General features: G+C 38.6%; 14 protein-coding genes and 1 tRNA gene. All 15 read right to left on the bottom strand.

The genetic code is table 11. The features are described 5' to 3' along the window. Positions 1-584: 584 nt before the first annotated feature. The 15 genes from AABJ51_RS12535 to AABJ51_RS12465 all read right to left on the bottom strand — a co-directional run bounded on the left by AABJ51_RS12535 (position 585) and on the right by AABJ51_RS12465 (position 19,213). Positions 585-658 (bottom strand) — tRNA-Ile (locus tag AABJ51_RS12535). A gap of 157 nt (positions 659-815) precedes the next feature. Next, entirely contained in the window at positions 816-1,862 is a 1,047-nt protein-coding gene (ilvC, locus tag AABJ51_RS12530) for a ketol-acid reductoisomerase (protein ID WP_026625987.1), read from the bottom strand. 73 nt (positions 1,863-1,935) lie between these two features. Continuing rightward, complete coding sequence (locus AABJ51_RS12525) at positions 1,936-2,667, bottom strand: acyl-[acyl-carrier-protein] thioesterase (RefSeq protein WP_035331416.1); 732 nt, start codon at positions 2,665-2,667, stop codon at positions 1,936-1,938. Between the two features lie 23 nt (positions 2,668-2,690). Next, positions 2,691-3,236, bottom strand: a complete 546-nt coding sequence (gene ilvN / locus AABJ51_RS12520; RefSeq protein ID WP_026625989.1) for an acetolactate synthase small subunit — start codon at positions 3,234-3,236, stop codon at positions 2,691-2,693. A 69-nt stretch (positions 3,237-3,305) separates the two neighbouring features. Then, entirely contained in the window at positions 3,306-5,003 is a 1,698-nt protein-coding gene (gene ilvB / locus AABJ51_RS12515; protein ID WP_338372793.1) for a biosynthetic-type acetolactate synthase large subunit, read from the bottom strand. A 30-nt stretch (positions 5,004-5,033) separates the two neighbouring features. Next, positions 5,034-6,863, bottom strand: coding sequence for a dihydroxy-acid dehydratase (ilvD, locus tag AABJ51_RS12510; RefSeq protein ID WP_338372792.1), 1,830 nt, complete (start codon positions 6,861-6,863; stop codon positions 5,034-5,036). Positions 6,864-7,184: 321 nt separating this feature from the next. Beyond that, the gene (locus AABJ51_RS12505) at positions 7,185-7,940 is read right to left on the bottom strand and encodes a succinate dehydrogenase/fumarate reductase iron-sulfur subunit (protein ID WP_026625993.1); all 756 of its coding nucleotides are present in this window, start codon (positions 7,938-7,940) and stop codon (positions 7,185-7,187) included. A gap of 24 nt (positions 7,941-7,964) precedes the next feature. Continuing rightward, the gene (locus tag AABJ51_RS12500; RefSeq protein WP_026625994.1) at positions 7,965-9,923 is read right to left on the bottom strand and encodes a fumarate reductase/succinate dehydrogenase flavoprotein subunit; all 1,959 of its coding nucleotides are present in this window, start codon (positions 9,921-9,923) and stop codon (positions 7,965-7,967) included. Between the two features lie 118 nt (positions 9,924-10,041). After that, a complete protein-coding gene (locus AABJ51_RS12495) occupies positions 10,042-10,728 on the bottom strand; it encodes a succinate dehydrogenase cytochrome b subunit (protein ID WP_035331417.1) in 687 nt (228 codons plus the stop codon). Between the two features lie 424 nt (positions 10,729-11,152). Continuing rightward, positions 11,153-12,808: an ABC1 kinase family protein gene (locus AABJ51_RS12490; protein ID WP_338372791.1), complete on the bottom strand. Its 1,656-nt coding sequence runs from the start codon at positions 12,806-12,808 to the stop codon at positions 11,153-11,155. Between the two features lie 282 nt (positions 12,809-13,090). Next, on the bottom strand, positions 13,091-13,435 hold the full coding sequence (gene rplT / locus AABJ51_RS12485) for a 50S ribosomal protein L20 (RefSeq protein WP_026625997.1): 345 nt from the start codon (positions 13,433-13,435) through the stop codon (positions 13,091-13,093). A 104-nt stretch (positions 13,436-13,539) separates the two neighbouring features. Continuing rightward, positions 13,540-13,737, bottom strand: coding sequence for a 50S ribosomal protein L35 (gene rpmI, locus AABJ51_RS12480; protein WP_026625998.1), 198 nt, complete (start codon positions 13,735-13,737; stop codon positions 13,540-13,542). A gap of 52 nt (positions 13,738-13,789) precedes the next feature. After that, complete coding sequence (gene infC / locus AABJ51_RS12475) at positions 13,790-14,425, bottom strand: translation initiation factor IF-3 (RefSeq protein ID WP_374116878.1); 636 nt, start codon at positions 14,423-14,425, stop codon at positions 13,790-13,792. Between the two features lie 120 nt (positions 14,426-14,545). Continuing rightward, complete coding sequence (thrS, locus tag AABJ51_RS12470) at positions 14,546-16,492, bottom strand: threonine--tRNA ligase (RefSeq protein ID WP_338372790.1); 1,947 nt, start codon at positions 16,490-16,492, stop codon at positions 14,546-14,548. 645 nt (positions 16,493-17,137) lie between these two features. Next, the gene (locus tag AABJ51_RS12465; protein ID WP_026626001.1) at positions 17,138-19,213 is read right to left on the bottom strand and encodes a tetratricopeptide repeat protein; all 2,076 of its coding nucleotides are present in this window, start codon (positions 19,211-19,213) and stop codon (positions 17,138-17,140) included. Positions 19,214-19,326 lie beyond the last annotated feature (113 nt).

Here is a 19,326-nt window from a genome sequence, read left to right as displayed (position 1 = left end):
GATCGATGGGATTTACTTTAAATTGGAGAGTATATCTTATTTGAAACCAAGCAAGTGTATTCTTTCATATAAACAAAAGAATATTTCCTCGCACACAAAACGAGCGCAAAGGCTCAAAATGGGCTTATTTTGGAGTAAAAATATAGTTATTTTACTAGAAAAGTTGGTTCACTTACTTCACTAGGTTCACTCATAAGTAATGAACTAAGTGAAGCAAGTGAAGTGAAAATCACAACTTTTTATTTTAAAATAATAGAGTGAAGAAGGTGAAGTAAGTGAACTAGAATTTCAAACAATAATATTTATTTTTTGAGAAAATGTGTGCAATTTTGTGTGCAAGGCCTTCAAAAAATATGTGTCATTTCTGTTTCTTATCTGGTACTATTTCGAATAGATAAAAGCTCTTCTGGAAATAAGTAATACTCTTCTTTTCTGATACTGTATTATTCAAATATTTCCATAAACGTTCTGTACACTATATATCAATTATTTATCTCCGTGTGCGGTAAAAGTAGTAGTGTGTGCAAAACGTGTGTAAGAGAAAATAAAAAAAGCAACTACATTACTGTAATTGCTTTTGGGAGTGGTCCCACTTGGGCTTGAACCAAGGACCCCCTGATTATGAGTCAGATGCTCTAACCAACTGAGCTATAGGACCTGATTAAGAAGCTAGTTCTTGAAATCGGATGCAATATTACTGCTTTTTGTTTATATATGCAAGTTCTGAGTGAAAAAAGCAGTTGAAAAGATTCCTGAAAAAAGAGAACCTGTACATATATATACAGGTTCTCAGTATATTAGCTAATCTTAAAAAATTAGTTGTTTTCAGGACGAAGTTTTCTTACGACAGCACCCGTACGCCACATTTCACTTTCGCGAAGAGCTTCCAGTTCTTTCTCCAATCCTTCGCGATAGTCTGGTTTTGAATTGGTATCAATAGAGCGTTGAGCTTCATTGCCACAAGCAACTTCTGCATATAGTTTTGCGAATACAGGTTTTGTTGCATCATGGAAAGGTCCCATCCAGTCTAAAGCTCCGCGTTGTGCAGTTGTAGAACAGTTTGCATACATCCAGTCCATTCCTTTTTCAGCAAAAAGAGGCATAAGAGATTGAGTAAGCTCTTCTACAGTTTCGTTAAACGCTTCTGATGGAGAGTGTCCGTTTTCACGAAGAACTTCGTATTGGGCAAGAAGGATACCTTGTATTGCGCCCATCAATGTTCCGCGTTCTCCGGTAAGGTCAGAATATACTTCACGTTTGAAGTCTGTTTCGAAAAGATATCCCGATCCGACTCCGATTCCAAGAGCGATTGTACGTTCTTTAGCACGTCCTGTTGCATCCTGGAATACAGCGTAGCTCGAATTCAAACCACGTCCTTCAAGGAACATACGGCGAAGGCTTGTTCCTGATCCTTTAGGTGCTACAAGGATTACATCAATATCAGCAGGAGGTATAATACCTGTACGTTCTTTGTAAGTGATACCGAATCCGTGAGAGAAGTATAATGCTTTACCTGCAGTAAGATAAGGTTTAATGCGAGGCCATACTTCTATTTGAGCAGCATCTGATAGTAGGTATTGAATAATAGTACCTTTAGATGCAGCTTCTTCGATTTCGAATAGAGTTTCTCCGGGAACCCAACCGTCAGCGATTGCTTTTTCCCAAGTTTTACCACCTTTGCGTTGTCCGATAATTACATTAAATCCGTTATCTCTCAGGTTAAGAGCTTGTCCGGGACCTTGTACACCGTAACCGATAACTGCAATAGTTTCGTTTTTAAGAACTTCTCTTGCTTTTTCCAGTGGGAACTCTTCGCGGGTCGCTACCTGCTCGGTAACTCCTCCAAAATTCATTTCTGCCATTTTGTGTTTTTAATTTTATTATTAAGAAATAGATGAATTATTATTAATGATCGTCTAATAATGTAGACGTTATTTATTTCCATGTGACTCTGGCGACACAAATCGCCTTGTCGTCATGTCTCATATCAAGAGAATAGATATTATCCGAAATTTCTTTCTTAAATATAGAGAGCTCGGATGCATATTTTCCCTCTGTGATATAGTTTATTTCAAAGCCTTTAATCTCCTTTTTCTGATATAATTCAAGCGGAAATATATCCACGAAATGTTCAATGTATTTCATGCTATTCAAGTGCTTGTTTATATCTATATCGCTATACTTCACGATAAAAGAGTCTGCTAGTTCCGAATCTTTTGCTGGTACTATCTTTCCGGCACTGTCAATCGGGCATTCTTTGTCGGAGATAAAGTCTGTCATTCCCTCGAGTTCCAAAACATTTGTGGCTCTACGGGTCTGTATGTCTATTGATGCCCACAAAGAGCGTGCATATCCGAAGTAATTTCCATTTTGATCTTCAAAAGCGAAACATCTTTCGGTGAATAGCTTATTCACATCGGATACCCAGGTATGCAATTTGATTTGGGTATCATTGTCAGGATATCCCGATAATTGAATATTCATTCTGGTAAGTACCCATACCCGTTGTTTACTAACCATGCACGAATATCCGAATCCTCGTTCTTCGGCATGTCGGGTTGCCGCCTGAAGCATAAATCCTCCGATCATCGGTAATGTTGCTTTTCCCCTGAAGTCGGTCAGATATGCATCTATCGTATATGTATATGTCCCTATATTTCCAAGCATCAGAAACTTTATATCGCGTATTATTAGCTATTTTTTTTATGTTCAATTTCTTTCAGCATATCACTCAAACGTTCGATTTTTGATTTTGTGATAGCAATACGTCCCGAACGGATAAACTGAAGGACTCCGATTGCCTTACTTAATTCTTCGAAAAGAGCCTGAGTCTCGGCATGATGCCCTGTCTTATGCAATACTACACAATTTTCGTTTATCTCCAGAATTTTAGCATTGTATTTTCTGATCAATTGCTCTACCGTGCCCATTTTTAGAAAATCGGGTGTAGATAATTTGTATAATGCTATTTCCTGATGTATAAGTTCGTCATCGGTATTGAAATATGCTTTCAGTACATCAATGCGTTTATCTATCTGCTTTACGACTTTCACTATAGTATCCCTGTCTGTAAAGATAGTTATTGTGAATTTATGTATTCCCGGTAAAGCTGATGGTGAGACCGATAGAGTCTCTATATTTAGCTGCCGGCGGGTAAAAACACTTGTAACCTGACCTAATAGTCCTACTGTGTTTTCGGAGAAGATGGTTACTGTATATAATATTTTTTCTTCCATGACTTTTTCTTTGAAATATAATTTTCAGTTGCAGTTATACTTTCCACAGAAACAAATAGGTCTGAGACCTTATTCGTCCCCCAGCAGAATGTTTGTCACACAACTTCCGGCAGGAACCATCGGATAAACCATACCTTTGGCTTCTACATCCACATCCAATAAAAATGAGCCTTTGTGATTCAGCATTTCTGATATGGCACTATCAAGATCTTCGCGTTTATCTACTTTCTTAGATTCGATATTATAAGCCTGCGCTATTTTTACAAAGTCAGGATTCTTCATGACTGTTTCCGAATATCTTTCATCGAAAAACAGTTCCTGCCATTGACGTACCATTCCCAGAAAATGATTATTCAAGATTACAATCTTTACATCAATGTCGTATTGCATAATAGTACCGAGTTCTTGAATTGTCATTTGTATACCTCCGTCTCCAACAAATAGGCACACTGTCCGATCGGGAGTTCCAACTTTTGCCCCAATGGCAGCAGGTAAACCAAATCCCATTGTCCCAAGTCCGCCCGAAGTGACAACGCTGCGGCTTTGCTGGTATTTGAAATATCGGACACCCATCATCTGGTGTTGACCCACATCGGTAACTAATACCGCTTTATTTCCTGTCGCTTCAGATATTTTGTTGATTACTTCTCCCATCTTCAGATGGCCTGATTCGGGGTAAAGCTCATTTTTAATGACAACGTCGTATTCCCGCTGATAACATGCTTTGAACTCACCAAGCCATTCGGGATACTCTTTCTTTTCTATGTACTTCGTTACAGCAGGTAAGGTGTCTTTTACATCGCCGTATACACGAGCCGTCGTTTTTACGTTTTTATCAATCTCAGCCAGATCAATATCGAAATGAATGATTTTTGCTTGTTTGGCATATGTCTTGAGGTCTCCGGTTACACGGTCGTCAAAACGCATACCTATAGCTATCAGTACGTCACACTCGTTTGTCTTTAGGTTAGGGCCGATGTTTCCATGCATTCCGAGCATACCTACATTCTGAGGATGGTCAGTCGGTATTGATGATAATCCCAAGACCGTAAATGCAGCAGGAATTCCGCTCTTTTCAATGAAATCTTTCAGTTCCTGTTCGGCTTCTCCCAGAATTACGCCTTGTCCGATAAGTGCCAGAGGTTTTTTCGCTGCATTGATTATTCGCGCGGCTTCTTCTATCTCCTTATTGTTTATATTGGGCTTCGGCTGATAACTTCGGATAAATGTGGTCTTTTCGTATTTATAGTCAAGTAAACCATTTTGAGCATCCTTGGTTATGTCCAGCACAACAGGGCCAGGACGACCAGATGCTGCTATATAAAAAGCACGGGCTACTGCTGTAGGGATATCTTCGGCACGTCTTATCTGATAAGCCCATTTTGTTATCGGTTGAGTAATACCTACTACGTCTGCTTCCTGAAATGCATCGCTTCCCAGAAGAGAAGATACTACCTGCCCTGTTACTACTACCATTGGTGTACTGTCCATCATTGCATCGGCAATACCTGTGATGGTATTGGTTGCTCCCGGGCCTGATGTTACAAACGCAACTCCTACTTTTCCCGAAGTACGGGCATAGCCCTGAGCTGCATGTGTTGCTCCTTGTTCGTGGCGTACTAATATATGTTTGATTTGCTCTTTGTAATCGTATATAGTGTCGAATATGGGCATGATAGCACCTCCCGGATATCCGAAAATGGTATCTACACCTTCCTGTATCAAAGACCGGATAAGTGCTTCCCTTCCTGTTATTTGTGTACTCATATACTTAATGATTTTCTGTCTAATGTACTTTTATTCTATTATTCTTACAGCTCCTAAGTCAGCAGAACTTACCATACTTGCATAGGCTTTCAGAGCTTTCGAAACATTTCTGTCTCTATTGGGTTTAAAGGCTAAGTTGCCTTTTGCGAGTTCTTCATTACGGCGCTTTTCCAATTCTTCATCGCTTACTCTTACGCTGATTGAACGGTTTGGAATGTCGATGTCTATAATATCACCGTCTCTAACCAGTCCAATGGCTCCACCTGCAGCAGCTTCCGGAGATACGTGTCCGATTGATAATCCGGATGTTCCTCCCGAAAAACGTCCATCGGTAATCAAGGCACATTCTTTTCCTAGGTGTTTGGATTTGATGTATGAAGTCGGGTAAAGCATTTCCTGCATTCCCGGGCCACCTTTAGGACCTTCGTATGTGATGACGACTACATCTCCTGATTTTACCTGATCTCTAAGGATTCCTTCGCATGCTGCATCCTGAGAATGGAAGACTTTAGCTGTACCTGAAAATTTGAATATACTTTCATCTACACCAGCTGTTTTTACCACACAACCATCGAGGGCAATATTTCCTTTGAGGATACCCAGACCTCCATCTTTAGTATAAGCATGATCAAAATCTCTTATACATCCCGAGACTCGGTCGGTATCGAGGGTAGGATAGTAGCTGTCTTGCGAACCCATCACGAGATTGAACTTATTTCCGGGAGCTGATTTATATAATATCTCAGCATCTTTATTTATAGAGGCTTTTGTAATATCGTATTTTTCGATAGCTTGTGCCAGAGTCATTCCGTCCGCACGTTTTACGGATGTATCAATGAGGTTAGCTTTTGCTAGTTCTCCCAAAATGCTGAGGATACCTCCTGCTCTGTTTACATCTTGTATGTGGTATTTATCTGTATTTGGTGCTACTTTACAAAGGCATGGTGTTTTTCGTGACAGCTTATCTATGTCATCCATCGTAAAGTCTACTTCTGCTTCGTGTGCTATAGCCAAAAGGTGCAGGATCGTATTTGTTGATCCTCCCATTGCGATATCCAGAGTCATGGAGTTAAGAAAGGCTTGTTTTGATGCTATATTGCGTGGAAGAACTGAAGCATCTCCGTCTCTGTAATATTTATATGCGTTCTCAACAATTAGCTTAGCTGCATCCTTGAATAGCTTTGCACGGTTGGCATGTGTTGCTACAATAGTTCCGTTACCGGGTAATCCAAGTCCTATAGCTTCATTCAGACAGTTCATCGAGTTAGCGGTAAACATACCTGAGCATGATCCGCAAGTGGGACAGGCTGCTCTTTCAATGGCATTTACTTCTTTATCTGAAACGGTATTGTCCGCGGCTTTGATCATCGCATCAATAAGGTCGAGATGCTTATTGTCCAGTTCGCCTGCTTCCATTGGTCCACCTGATACAAATATAGCAGGGATATTCAGACGCATGGCTGCCATAAGCATTCCCGGAGTTATTTTGTCGCAATTGCTGATACATACCATTGCATCTGCTTTGTGGGCATTAACCATGTACTCGATACTATCAGCAATCAGGTCTCTCGAAGGTAAGGAATATAACATTCCGTCGTGTCCCATTGCTATTCCGTCATCGATAGCTATTGTATTGAATTCGGCTGCAAAACAACCCAATGATTCTATTTCGGCTTTTACTTGTTGTCCGATGTGATGTAGATGTACATGACCGGGCACGAATTGAGTGAATGAGTTGACGATTGCGATAAGGGGTTTGCCCATCTGTTCTTCTTTCATTCCGTTGGCTCTCCAAAGAGCTCTTGCTCCTGCCATTCTACGTCCTTGTGTGCTGGACGAACTGCGTAATTCGATTCCCATTGCTAATATCTTTTAATAAAAAAGCCTTCCCCATTACTGAGAAAGGCTTATGTTGATTCATTATATACTCTTACGATTCAAGCGATCTGTGCTGCACATACCTTTCTCATTTATTCTGTCCGACGAGCAGAATATCAAGAATGAGGACGTGTAATACACAATTTGCCATTTTTATTACTTTCGTTATGTCACAAAGTTATAAATGTTTTTTTATTTACAAGCTTTTTTTCTGTTTTTTTTAAATTATGCTCATTTACAGATAAAATATAAGGATGGTTCTGTTAAGAACCATCCTTACCCATATGATTAATGTACAGTGTGTTAGTCTTTGAATTTCGCTACCAAGAACTCACGGTTCAATCGGGCGATATTGCTTATAGAAATATTCTTAGGGCATTCTACTTCGCAAGCACCGGTGTTGGTACAGTTACCGAAACCTAGTTCGTCCATTTTAGCAACCATCGATTTTGCACGTTTAGCAGCTTCAACTCTACCTTGAGGAAGAAGTGCCAATTGGCTAACCTTAGCTGATAGGAATAACATCGCCGAGCCATTTTTACATGCTGCAACACAAGCTCCACAACCGATACAAGAAGCTGAGTCCATTGCTTCGTCAGCATCTTCTTTTGAGATAGGAATTGCATTTGCATCTTGTGCTCCACCTGCATTGATTGATGTGTAACCACCAGCTTGGATGATTTTATCGAAAGCAGTACGGTCTACCATCAAGTCGCGGATAACAGGGAAACCTGCCGAGCGCCAAGGTTCGATAGTGATGGTTTCGCCATCTTTAAACTTACGCATGTGCAACTGACAAGTAGTGATGTCTTCGTCCGGTCCGTGAGGGTGTCCGTTAATATATAAGCTACACATACCGCAGATACCTTCGCGGCAGTCGTGGTCGAATACTACCGGCTCCTGACCTTTATTGATAAGTGTTTCGTTCAGGATGTCCAACATTTCAAGGAATGAACTTTCTGTTGATATTCCATCCAATTTGTATGATTCAAAAGCTCCTTTTTCTTTAGGACCTCTTTGACGCCATACTTTCAGTGTTATATTTATTGTCTTATCCATTTTGTTACTCTTTTTCTGATTGGGTTATGCTTTATAGTTACGTTGTTGTCTAACTACAAATTCGTAGTCTAGAGGTTCTTTTACCAATTCAGGATCTTGATCCTCTCCCATATATTTCCAACATGAAACATAAGAGTAGTTTTCGTCATCACGAAGAGCTTCTCCTTCAGGAGTCTGGTATTCTTCACGGAAGTGACCTCCGCAAGACTCGTTTCTATCCAAGCCGTCCATAGCCATCAAGTAACCTATTTCGATAAAGTCAGCCAAACGAAGAGCTTTTTCCAATTCGGTGTTCAATGTATTTGCTTCACCTGGTATACGAAGGTTTGTCCAGAAGTCTTTTCTTAGTTCTTTAATCTTAGCGATTGCTGTTTCTAAAGATTCTTTTGTACGTCCCATTCCAACGTATTCCCACATGATATGACCTAGTTTTTTGTGGATAGAGTCTACCGAATGTTCTCCTTTGATAGCCATCAGTTTTGCAACTTTTTTATTGATTGCATCTTCTGCTTCTTGGAATTCAGGTAAATCAGTACTGAAACGAGGTACAGTAATTTGGTCAGCCAAATAGTTTTGGATTGTATATGGTAATACGAAATAACCATCGGCAAGACCTTGCATCAATGCAGATGCTCCAAGACGGTTGGCTCCGTGATCAGAGAAGTTAGCTTCACCGATAAAGAAACAGCCGGGGATTGATGTTTGCAATTCGTAATCGACCCAAACTCCACCCATTGTGTAGTGGATTGCTGGGTAAATCATCATCGGAGTTTCGTATGGATTATCATCAACAATCTTTTCGTACATCTGGAATAAGTTACCGTATTTTGCTTCTACAGTACTTTTTCCTAAACGTTCGATAGCTGCCGAGAAATCAAGATAAACAGCAAGACCTGTTGATCCGACACCGAATCCTGCATCACATCTTTCTTTTGCTGCACGAGATGCTACGTCACGAGGAACAAGGTTACCGAATGCAGGGTAACGTCTTTCCAGGTAGTAGTCTCTGTCTTCTTCTTTTATTTGAGTTGGTTTAAGCTTTCCTGCACGGATTGCTTCCGAATCTTCTTTTTTCTTTGGTACCCAGATACGACCATCGTTACGAAGAGACTCTGACATCAAAGTTAATTTGGATTGGAATTCTCCGTGTACAGGAATACATGTAGGGTGAATCTGTGCAAAACATGGGTTTGCAAAGTAAGCTCCTTTCTTGTATGCCTGAATAGCTGCCGAACCGTTAGATCCCATAGCATTTGTAGAAAGGAAGAATGCGTTTCCGTATCCACCTGTTCCTATAACTACTGCATGAGCCGAGAAACGTTCGATTTTACCGGTTACAAGGTTTCGGGCAATAATACCGCGGGCACGACCGTCAATAATAACAAGGTCAAGCATCTCGTAACGAGTGTATAATTTTACAGAACCTTTTTGTACTTGGCGACTCAATGACGAGTATGCTCCAAGCAGCAATTGTTGTCCTGTTTGTCCTTTAGCATAAAATGTACGTGATACCTGAGCTCCACCGAATGAGCGGTTGTCAAGCAAGCCTCCGTATTCGCGAGCAAAAGGTACTCCTTGTGCAACACATTGGTCGATGATGTTGTTTGAAACTTCCGCCATACGGTAAACATTCGCTTCACGTGCACGGTAGTCTCCTCCTTTGATTGTATCGTAGAATAGACGGTAAACGGAGTCACCATCGTTTTGATAATTTTTAGCAGCGTTGATACCTCCTTGCGCAGCGATAGAGTGAGCACGGCGAGGTGAATCCTGAATACAGAAATTGAGAACATTGAATCCCATTTCACCTAAAGAGGCTGCAGCTGAACCTCCGGCAAGACCTGTACCTACTACGATGATGTCGAGGCGGCGTTTGTTTGCAGGGTTGACCAATTTTTGGTGAGCTTTATAGTTCGACCATTTTTCAGCCAGTGGACCTTCTGGGATTTTAGAATCTTTTTTTGGATCTAATATAGTAGCCATATTTATTTTTTCTTTTAGCGTTTATTGATTAAGGTCTCAGACCTATTTATTGACTTACCGTAAATGATAATAGTTTGTAATTATCACTTGGGTAGTGTCATTAAATACTTCTTGTTACTTACATGCACGAAGTGCAAAGTATGCTTTTAGCAAAGAAGTAAATCGGAACAATAGCAAAACCTATGCAAACAATTGTAGATACAATGTTAGCGATGCATTTCAAACGAGGCATCCAAGTTTTTCCGTTAAGTCCGGACGATTGGCACATACTCCAGATACCGTGTGATAAGTGAAACCAAATAGCAATAACACCGATAAGGTATAAAGCAACTTTGATCGGATTAGAAAACACTGCCAGCATGTGATTGCCTACATTTTCTGGATATACAACAATTTCTTCTAAGTGAAACAATTCTGCGAACATCATTTTGAACCAGAAATCGTACAAGTGTATTAGTAAGAATACTAAAATAGCAATACCTAATACAAGCATGTTTTTTGAAGACCAAGGCACATCCGATAAATTTGACGATGCATATTGGTCGTTACCTCTGGCTTTACGATTACGTAAAGTTAGAACGATGGCATAGCAAATGTGTATGACAAACAAAGCTGCTAGTGCTGCAGTTCCGACAAGGGCATACCAATTTACACCTAACAATGCACAAATTTGCTCATAAGCTTCTATTGAGATGATTGAAACTAAATTCATGCTCATGTGAAAAAGCAGAAATAGCACCAATGTTAAACCCGACAAAGCCATGACGAATTTTCGGCCAATGGAGGAATTAATTAACCAACTCATAAGTTTTAATAGTTTTTTTAGTTATTTAATGGTTGTTGATTACGTGGATAAGGCTTCAGACCATTTTGTTATTTTGCATGATTCATAACAAGAGCAAGCCGTTGTTAATTATTATTACATGAATCTATAGTCTTTAGCTTATAAATAAAAACAATTAGATATTTTTTTTATCAATGTTTCGTTTCGCAAAATTAAAGTAAATAACCTTTGAAAGAAAGGAAAATCATACTTTTTTATCCTCTTTTTATAGGGTTTAACACGTTCATTCTTTTATTTATACTAATCGAAGTTTAAATTTGCTCAGCGATATTTTTTTTTCTTGTTCGGATATTGTGACAAAATGTAAACGAACTGTTTTTACTATACATCGTTCTATTTTTTATTGGATGAACAATATTTAATTTTGTTTGTGCTGTTTTCTCTCTTACTTTTCTTTCTTGTTTCTAAGAATTGTAAGTATGACTACGATTGCTAATGCCCCCGATATTATTACACCTAATAGCCCTAATATAGAAACACCCCGCAATAAGGGCGGCATGCTCGCCAGAATAAGGATAGATGACCCCACGGCAATAGATGATATTAAAATAGCCAGAACAAGTCGGTTGATTGTGTTCTTAATGTCTGACAACCCATTAATATTGTGAGTTATCTTCAGATCGTCATGATTGATTTTTTGTATAAGTGAATGGAAATCCTCCGGAAGTTCTTCCAGACGGTCATTCCAGCTATACAATTTGTCCATCAAGAGATTTTTTATGTATTTAGGATTCAGCCTTTGTTTGATCATGTCATGTCCGTAGGGCTTTACATGATCGATAATACTTGCTTCGAGCCCGAGTTCGCGCCCTATTCCTTCGAGTATGACTATACTGCGCGCCAGCAGATAGATATAATCGGGGAGGATAATTCTGTTATCGTACAATATCCGGGTGAATCTCTTTATTATACTTTGCAGATTGAGGTCTTTTATCGAGTCGGTATCTATTATATCAAGAAAATCGTAGAGGTCTCTTTCGAATTGGGCGTCATTTTTGATTTTATATTCCAGTGCGATTTTTTTTATTATTCTGATCAGGCGTCTTGTGTCTTTCCTTAGGATGTGCATCACGAAATTAGCTAATAACTCCTGATCCTGAGGGATGATCCTACCTACTGATCCGTAATCTATGAAAACGATTTGAGAAGAAGGTAAAACGAAGATGTTGCCGGAATGTGGGTCGGCATGAAAATAACCATATTCGATTACCTGCTTCAGGTAGAGGTCTACAATGTGCATTGCGACATTCTTTGTATCCAAACCCTGTGCTGTCAATTGCTGCTTGTCTGAGACTTTTATTCCATCTATAAACTCCATGCATAGTATATTGTTATTCGACAGGTGTTTGTATGTTGCTGGTGTGTAAATTGATGGATTCTTTCTGAAATTTTTCCTAAACCGTTCAATATTGTTCAATTCCTGAGTAAAGGAGAGTTCGCTCAGAATAGATTTTTCGAAGGCTCTTATTATATGGTTTATCCCTGTTTGGCGGGCAATGTCATAATACGTTTCAAGAAGCCGGCTAAAGTCTTTCATGATAAGAAGATCTGCTTCTATCATTTCTTCTATACCCTCTCTTTTTACTTTGATGATGACTTTTTGATTGTTTTCAAGTAATATTCCCGTGTATACCTGAGATAATGATGCTGCTGCAATCGGATTTGTATCTATTTCGGAAAATAGATCGTTAATATCTTTGTTAAATTCTTTCTTTATTGTATTTCTAAGATCTATTTCTTTGGTTTGTACATTATCCTGTAGTTTCTGGAGCTCTTCTATCATTTCAATCGGGAATAAATCATCCCTGTTGCTTAGTAATTGTCCCAGTTTTATATAAGTAGGTCCAAGTTCTTCGAGAGCAAGACGTATACGTTCGTATATACTTAGTGAAAATATTTCTTTTCGTTTTTCGTTTTTGTTGATATAGCTTTCGGGGATAAGATTTTTGATACCGGTTTCGGTAACAAGGGTATCAAATCCGTATTTAGTGAGAATGGAAACTAATTGAGCTGTTCTTTTTATTTTTCTGATACTGTCCATATATATCCCTCCGTTGCTCTACTTGCAATATTTTTTAAGGTCTAACCCAGCTCGCTATTAAGTAGCAGAAAGTATTAATGATATGCTTTTAGCAATAACAGTCTGTTGCTTTTGTGCTTGCAAAGTTAAGTAATGGGTCTGAAACCCTGTTTACTTGTAAATATACAATGTTTTTGTGAGTTTTAAGTAAACCGAATACCTCTTTGTGTATAGATAAAAAAATGACCAGCCGATTTCGACTGGTCATTTTTAATATCATAGGTTAAAATAGGTTTTGAGACCTTATTTTACTTTTGCTACGATTGCGCTGAATGCTTCAGGATGGTTCATTGCAAGGTCTGCAAGAACTTTACGGTTGATTTCGATTCCGTTTTTGTGAAGAGCACCCATAAGACGAGAATAAGACATTCCTTCAAGACGTGCAGCTGCATTGATACGTTGTATCCAAAGTGCACGGAAGTTGCGTTTTTTAGCGCGACGGTCGCGGAATGCATAAGTTAGACCTTTTTCCCAAGTATTTTTGGCAACTGTCCAAACATTTTTACGGGCTCCGTAATACCCTCTTGTTAATTTTAATACTTTTTTACGGCGGTTGCGTGACGCAACATGGTTGACTGATCTTGGCATAATTGTAAGATGTTTTGAATGTTAGCGGCTCTACCCTTTAGAACTCTTTTGTGCATACATTCTGTTAATAAATCAAAATTTGCTTTTAAGAAAACTATTGAAATTTATTTCAATGCAAGCAATTGCTTAACATTTTTCACGTCAGCGGCATGTACTGTAGCAGCGTGGGTAAGATTTCTTTTTTGTTTTTTAGTTTTCTTAGTCAAGATGTGACTTTTGAAAGCATGTTTTCTTTTGATTTTTCCTGATCCGGTAAGGCTGAACCTTTTTTTGGCACCGGAGTTAGTCTTCATTTTTGGCATCTTGTTAATACTTAATTTTTAATATTTATGATACTACTTGCGTAGCTTTTTTTTAAGCTTCTTCTTGTTTTTCTTCCGCTTTTTCTGTCTTTTCCGCTTTTTTATCTTCTTTGCCTTTTTCTTCAACTTTTTTAGGCGCAGCCTTTACCGGTTGTTTTTTAGGAGAAAGCATGATAATCATTTTCTTTCCTTCAAGCTGAGGTAGTTGGTCTACTTTTGCATAATCTTCCAACTCTGTTGCGAAGCGAAGCAGTAGAACTTCTCCTTGCTCTTTGAAAAGAATAGAACGCCCTTTGAAAAAAACGTAAGCTTTTACTTTTGAACCTTCTTCAAGAAAAGACTTAGCATGTTTGAGCTTAAAGTTAAAATCGTGGTCGTCGGTTTGAGGTCCGAAACGAATCTCCTTTACAACTACCTTTACAGATTTAGCTTTTTGTTCTTTTAGCTTTTTCTTTTGTTGATACAAAAACTTCTGATAATCAGTAATACGACAAACAGGAGGATCACCATTTGGAGAGATCTCTACCAAATCGAGACCTTTTTCGTCAGCTATCTTTAGCGCATCATGAGTAGAATATACTCCTTGCTCAACATTTTCACCGACTAGGCGGACTTGAGGTACACGAATCTTCTCATTGATTCTGTGAAGTTCCTCTTTTTTATTGTTATTGATTCTGTTGTTCCTCATTAAAAAAAGATTATGTTCCTTTCTGTTTTCTTATTAAATTTTTTTTATTACCTGATTATATTCATTTTATACGATGAAATACTGTTTGGTTTTAACCAAAATGGATAAGAGTCTGTGACCCTATTTGTTCCATGCATTCATCATTTTTTCAACTTCTTCTGTAATTTGATCGGCAAAGGTAGTAATTTTCATTGAACCTTTATCACCTTCACCCTGTTTTCTTATCGAAACTTCTTCACTTTCTGCTTCTTTCTCTCCAACGATAAGTAAATACGGGATTCTTTTCAATTCGTTATCACGTATTTTTCGTCCGATTTTTTCATTACGGTCATCTACCTGAGTGCGGATGTCACGTCTTTTCAGGTATGAAGCTACCCGATGAGCATAGTCGTTGAATTTCTCGCTTATAGGCATAATTACCACTTGGTCGGGTGTCAGCCACAGCGGAAATTTACCTGCTGTATGTTCGATAAGCACAGCGATAAACCGTTCCATAGAACCGAATGGCGCACGGTGAATCATTACCGGACAGTGTTTTTGATTATCTGCTCCTGTATATTCAAGACCAAAGCGTTCGGGTAGGTTATAGTCTACCTGAATAGTGCCAAGCTGCCAGCGGCGTCCTAAAGCGTCCTTCACCATGAAGTCTAGTTTGGGTCCGTAAAATGCGGCTTCACCCAACTCTACTTTAGCAGGAAGTCCTTTTTGTTCGCAGGCTTCGATAATAGCTGCTTCTGCTTTTTGCCAGTTTTCTTCCGATCCGATGTATTTTTCTTTATTTTCGGGATCTCTCAATGAGATTTGAGCTTCGAAATTCTCAAAGTCTAATGCTTTGAAGATGATGAAAATGATGTCGACTACTTTCAAAAACTCATCTTTCAACTGATCGGGAGTACAGAAAATATGCGCATCATCTTGAGTAAACCCGCGTACACGAGTCAATCCATGTAATTCACCACTTTGTTCGTAACGGTAAACTGTGCCGAATTCAGCCAAACGAAGAGGCAGGTCTTTATATGAGCGGGGTGTTATTTTGTATATCTCACAGTGGTGAGGGCAGTTCATCGGTTTTAATAAAAACTCTTCGTTTTCTTCCGGTGTATGAATCGGTTGGAATGAATCCTTTCCATATTTTGCATAGTGACCCGAAGTTACATATAATTGTTTTGCCCCGATGTGGGGTGTCATAACCTGATCGTAATCGAATTGCTTCTGAATCTTTTTCAGAAAATCTTCCAGACGAAGACGCAATTGTGTTCCTCTTGGTAACCACAATGGCAAACCTTGACCGACATTCTGAGAGAATCCAAATAGCTCGAGTTCTTTTCCTATTTTGCGGTGATCACGTTTTTTTGCTTCTTCCAAAAGAGTGAGGTAATCATCCAGCATCTTTTGTTTAGGGAAGGTGATTCCGTATAAACGGGTCAGCTGTTTACGTTTTTCATCACCTCTCCAATATGCTCCAGCTGCACTAAGAATCTTTACAGCTTTGATGTATGAAGTATTGGGTAAGTGAGGTCCACGACAAAGATCGGTGAATGATCCTTGTGTATATGTTGTGATTGTTCCGTCTGTAAGATCGTTGATTAATTCGACTTTGTATCCCTCATTACGGTCTCCGAACATTTTTAGTGCATCGGTTTTGGTAATGCTTTTACGAACGATCTCTTCTTTCTTAGCAATCAGTTCTTTCATTTTCTTTTCGATTGCCGGAAAGTCGGAGTCTTTAACAGGCGTATCGCCGAAGTCGATGTCGTAATAGAATCCGTTTTCGATAGCAGGCCCGATACCGAATTTAGCGTGAGGATACAATTCCTGTATTGCTTCGGCCATAAGGTGAGCCGATGAGTGCCAGAATGCATGCTTGCCTTCTTCGTCATCCCATTTGAGCAGGCTTACAGTAGAATCTTCTTCTATAGGGCGCGTCAGATCCCATGTCTGACCATTTACGCTTGATGCCAAAACATCTTGAGCTAATCTGGAACTGATACTCTCTGCAATCTGCATTGAAGATGTTCCTCTGGGAAACTCCCTTACGGAACCATCAGGAAATGTAATTTTAATCATTAGTTATCTGTTTTATTTACTCTCGTACAAGTGAGGGTAATTATTTTAGTCAATTAATCGCAATAAGTTCTTAATGCAATACTTCTTATGTCTGAAGTCTTATTGCTGTTATGTTTTGTTTATCAACAAAAGGTCTTAGACCTTAAGGTCTGCAAAATTACACATTTTATGGATTCTTTTATCTTATAATCCTTAAATTTTAAATCTCGAATCTTTTTGTCGAATAATATGCGATGTTACATGAAAAGGTAACAAAGGTGACAGGATTAATGATGAATGATCAGACAACCGTTCTCAATTGCTCCGAATTAATTTTTGATTGAGAAAAGGTTACAAAAGTAACACTCGAAGTCTTCTTTTCGGATTGTGTTACTTTGTTTTCAGTCTTCGAATTCAGCTTGTTGTATGAGTGTAATTCTGTTCAACCCGATATTTACAAAAATGAGCGAAGCAGAGCCTCGCCCATACATTATTCTTTTGATCCTTTTCGATAAGTAATTTAATGCTATATTTTCAAGTTATAACCAATTCTGGTTATCATACTTGTCAATGCAATAGATAGGTTTTCGACCTTAATTATTATTTACTCCCATTTGAGTATAGATAAAAATCGTTTGCTTATACCATTATCGGGCAAGGTGCTTTTTATTCGGTCATTCTTTTAATTATACTGTAAGCATTGATTATTCCTAGTTCACCTGCTTTACGTAGATCTTCCAAACCTCGTTCGGTATCTTTTACTCTAAGGCGGCAAAGTCCCCGGTTGTAGTAGGCTTCGGCAAAATCGGTACTTCGTTTAATTGCTTCATTGTAGTCAAGAATTGCAGCACGGTAATCATTTTGCATAGCCTTTATTTCTGCCCGATTGTAATATGCGTATACAAAATTGGGTGAGAGTTCTATTACTTTTCCGTAGCTGTTAAGCATCGATTCGTATTCAAATTTAGAATTGATGCTTTTTATATTCGTTTCTTGTCCCGCAGGCGTAGCTGCAGTTTTTACCGATGCTCCGGCTCCTAGCTGCATATTAATGCTGAGTTCGGAATTGTTGCTCTGGCTGTATAATTCAGGTAATAATTCTTTCGATTTTACCTGTTTGGTATATGCTACCGCCAGATTAAAATAAGCAAGAGTAAACTTCGGGTCAATAGCCGTAGCCCTATTCAGGTCTTCTATGGCACTCGCAAAATCTTGTACCAGAATGTAATCAAGAGCTCTTGCAAAATAGTATTCGGTATTCTCGGGATGGTCAGCTATTAATTTTGAATATTCATTTATTGAACCGAAATGTATAGAGACTTGTGCACTATCAAGAGGTACCTCCTGATTTGTAATAAGAAGTTTCCTGCTGAGTACATCTTTTTTGTTCAGGCTTTCAATTTCCTGATTATAATGAGTGAATTTCTGAATCTCTGTCGGCTTTTCGTAATACGAAATAATGAAAGCAGGCTCTAGCTCTATGTTTGTTTGCTTGTTCTGTACTTTTCCGCGGGTTTCACTATTGTATTTACTTTTAGCTTCTTCCTCTTTGTCGGCAACAACCAGCAGATTGAACTTGTCAATAGTCTTATCCGATTTTTCTCGGGTCTTGTCTTTCTCTTTCTTGTCTGCTTTTCCTGAGAATACCTCTCTTTTTGTTTTCTCTTCTATTCTGCGTGCAAGCAGATAATCTTGTTCGGCATCTTTCAGGTTGTTTAATTTTCTTTTTATCTCCGATTTGTAATAATATCCCTGATAAAAATCAGGATATTCTTTCAGAACAATATCCAAATCAGCTAATGCTCCTCTGGTATCGCCGATATCATTACGTAGCATTGCCCTGTTCATATAGGCGATATAATTCTCGGGTTCATTTTTGATAACGAAGTCAAAGTCAGCTATTGCCTTATTATTGTCTCCGACTTGTGCTCTCAATAATGCTCTGTTGAATCTTGCAAGCAGATTGCTAGGTTCTAATTCTATGACGTGGTTGTAATCCTCCATTGATCCTCTCAGGTCATTTTTGTAATACTTAGTGAGCCCTCTATTGATAAAGTTTCCTTGTGAAAGAGGGTCTATCTTTATGGCTTCATCATAGTCTTTTAATGCCTGATCGTAATTTTTCTGAGCTAAATAAACTCCCGCTCTGATAGCGTACGAGGGAGCAAAATATTTGTCCTTTTCTATTGCTTTATTATAATCTTCGAGTGCCCGTATTGTATCTCCCTTTTCGAGGTATAAGCTACCTCTTGTCAATATTCCTTGGGTATAGTTTGGATTCTGGGTAATTAGTTGATCAAGATATTTTTCGGCATTATCGAAATCTTTCTTCTCGATATTGACAATACCCATATTAATCAGTATAAACTTATCTGTGGGATTGTTTTTTAGGCTTACACTGTAATCAGCTAATGCTCCATCATAATTTTTTTGGTTTTGGCGTGCATCAGCTCTTAATTGATAGGCATTGATGTAAAATGGATTCCGTTCAATACACATTGTACAGTCATCCTCCGCTCCTTTGAAATCATCAAGATAGTATTTAGCTATTGATCTGTAATAATATGGCTCAGCCAAATATGGTTTAGACTTTATTACCTGATTGAAGTATTGTATAGCAAGCACATAATCTTCGAAATATAAAGCATTGCGCCCGATAAGTGTTACTCTTTCCGTGTTTATTTGGGCGGAGATAACAATGGAATTTACTACAGTAAGCAGAAGAATGAGGAACTTTTTCACAATAAAACGATATATTAACGACCCTATTGATAATTGCCGATAAGTTTCCTGTTTAGCTTAAGTATTAAATTTAAGCGGAATATAGGCTACTTATTATTTTACTAAAGGCAAAT

It is taken from the genome of Indolivaga capnocytophagoides, from assembly GCF_036511535.1.
GTDB lineage: Bacteria > Bacteroidota > Bacteroidia > Bacteroidales > Dysgonomonadaceae > Dysgonomonas_A > Dysgonomonas_A capnocytophagoides.
This window is presented reverse-complemented; position numbering and strand designations above follow the sequence as displayed.

Excerpts from the sequence above, each read along its gene's own strand:
- ilvC (WP_026625987.1), bottom strand. The coding sequence starts at position 1,862 with ATGGCAGAAATGAATTTTGGAGGAGTTACCGAGCAGGTAGCGACCCGC.
- AABJ51_RS12525 (WP_035331416.1), bottom strand. The coding sequence starts at position 2,667 with ATGCTTGGAAATATAGGGACATATACATATACGATAGATGCATATCTG.
- ilvN (WP_026625989.1), bottom strand. The coding sequence starts at position 3,236 with ATGGAAGAAAAAATATTATATACAGTAACCATCTTCTCCGAAAACACA.
- ilvB (WP_338372793.1), bottom strand. The coding sequence starts at position 5,003 with ATGAGTACACAAATAACAGGAAGGGAAGCACTTATCCGGTCTTTGATA.
- ilvD (WP_338372792.1), bottom strand. The coding sequence starts at position 6,863 with ATGGGAATCGAATTACGCAGTTCGTCCAGCACACAAGGACGTAGAATG.
- AABJ51_RS12505 (WP_026625993.1), bottom strand. The coding sequence starts at position 7,940 with ATGGATAAGACAATAAATATAACACTGAAAGTATGGCGTCAAAGAGGT.
- AABJ51_RS12500 (WP_026625994.1), bottom strand. The coding sequence starts at position 9,923 with ATGGCTACTATATTAGATCCAAAAAAAGATTCTAAAATCCCAGAAGGT.
- AABJ51_RS12495 (WP_035331417.1), bottom strand. The coding sequence starts at position 10,728 with ATGAGTTGGTTAATTAATTCCTCCATTGGCCGAAAATTCGTCATGGCT.
- AABJ51_RS12490 (WP_338372791.1), bottom strand. The coding sequence starts at position 12,808 with ATGGACAGTATCAGAAAAATAAAAAGAACAGCTCAATTAGTTTCCATT.
- rplT (WP_026625997.1), bottom strand. The coding sequence starts at position 13,435 with ATGCCAAGATCAGTCAACCATGTTGCGTCACGCAACCGCCGTAAAAAA.
- rpmI (WP_026625998.1), bottom strand. The coding sequence starts at position 13,737 with ATGCCAAAAATGAAGACTAACTCCGGTGCCAAAAAAAGGTTCAGCCTT.
- infC (WP_374116878.1), bottom strand. The coding sequence starts at position 14,425 with ATGAGGAACAACAGAATCAATAACAATAAAAAAGAGGAACTTCACAGA.
- thrS (WP_338372790.1), bottom strand. The coding sequence starts at position 16,492 with ATGATTAAAATTACATTTCCTGATGGTTCCGTAAGGGAGTTTCCCAGA.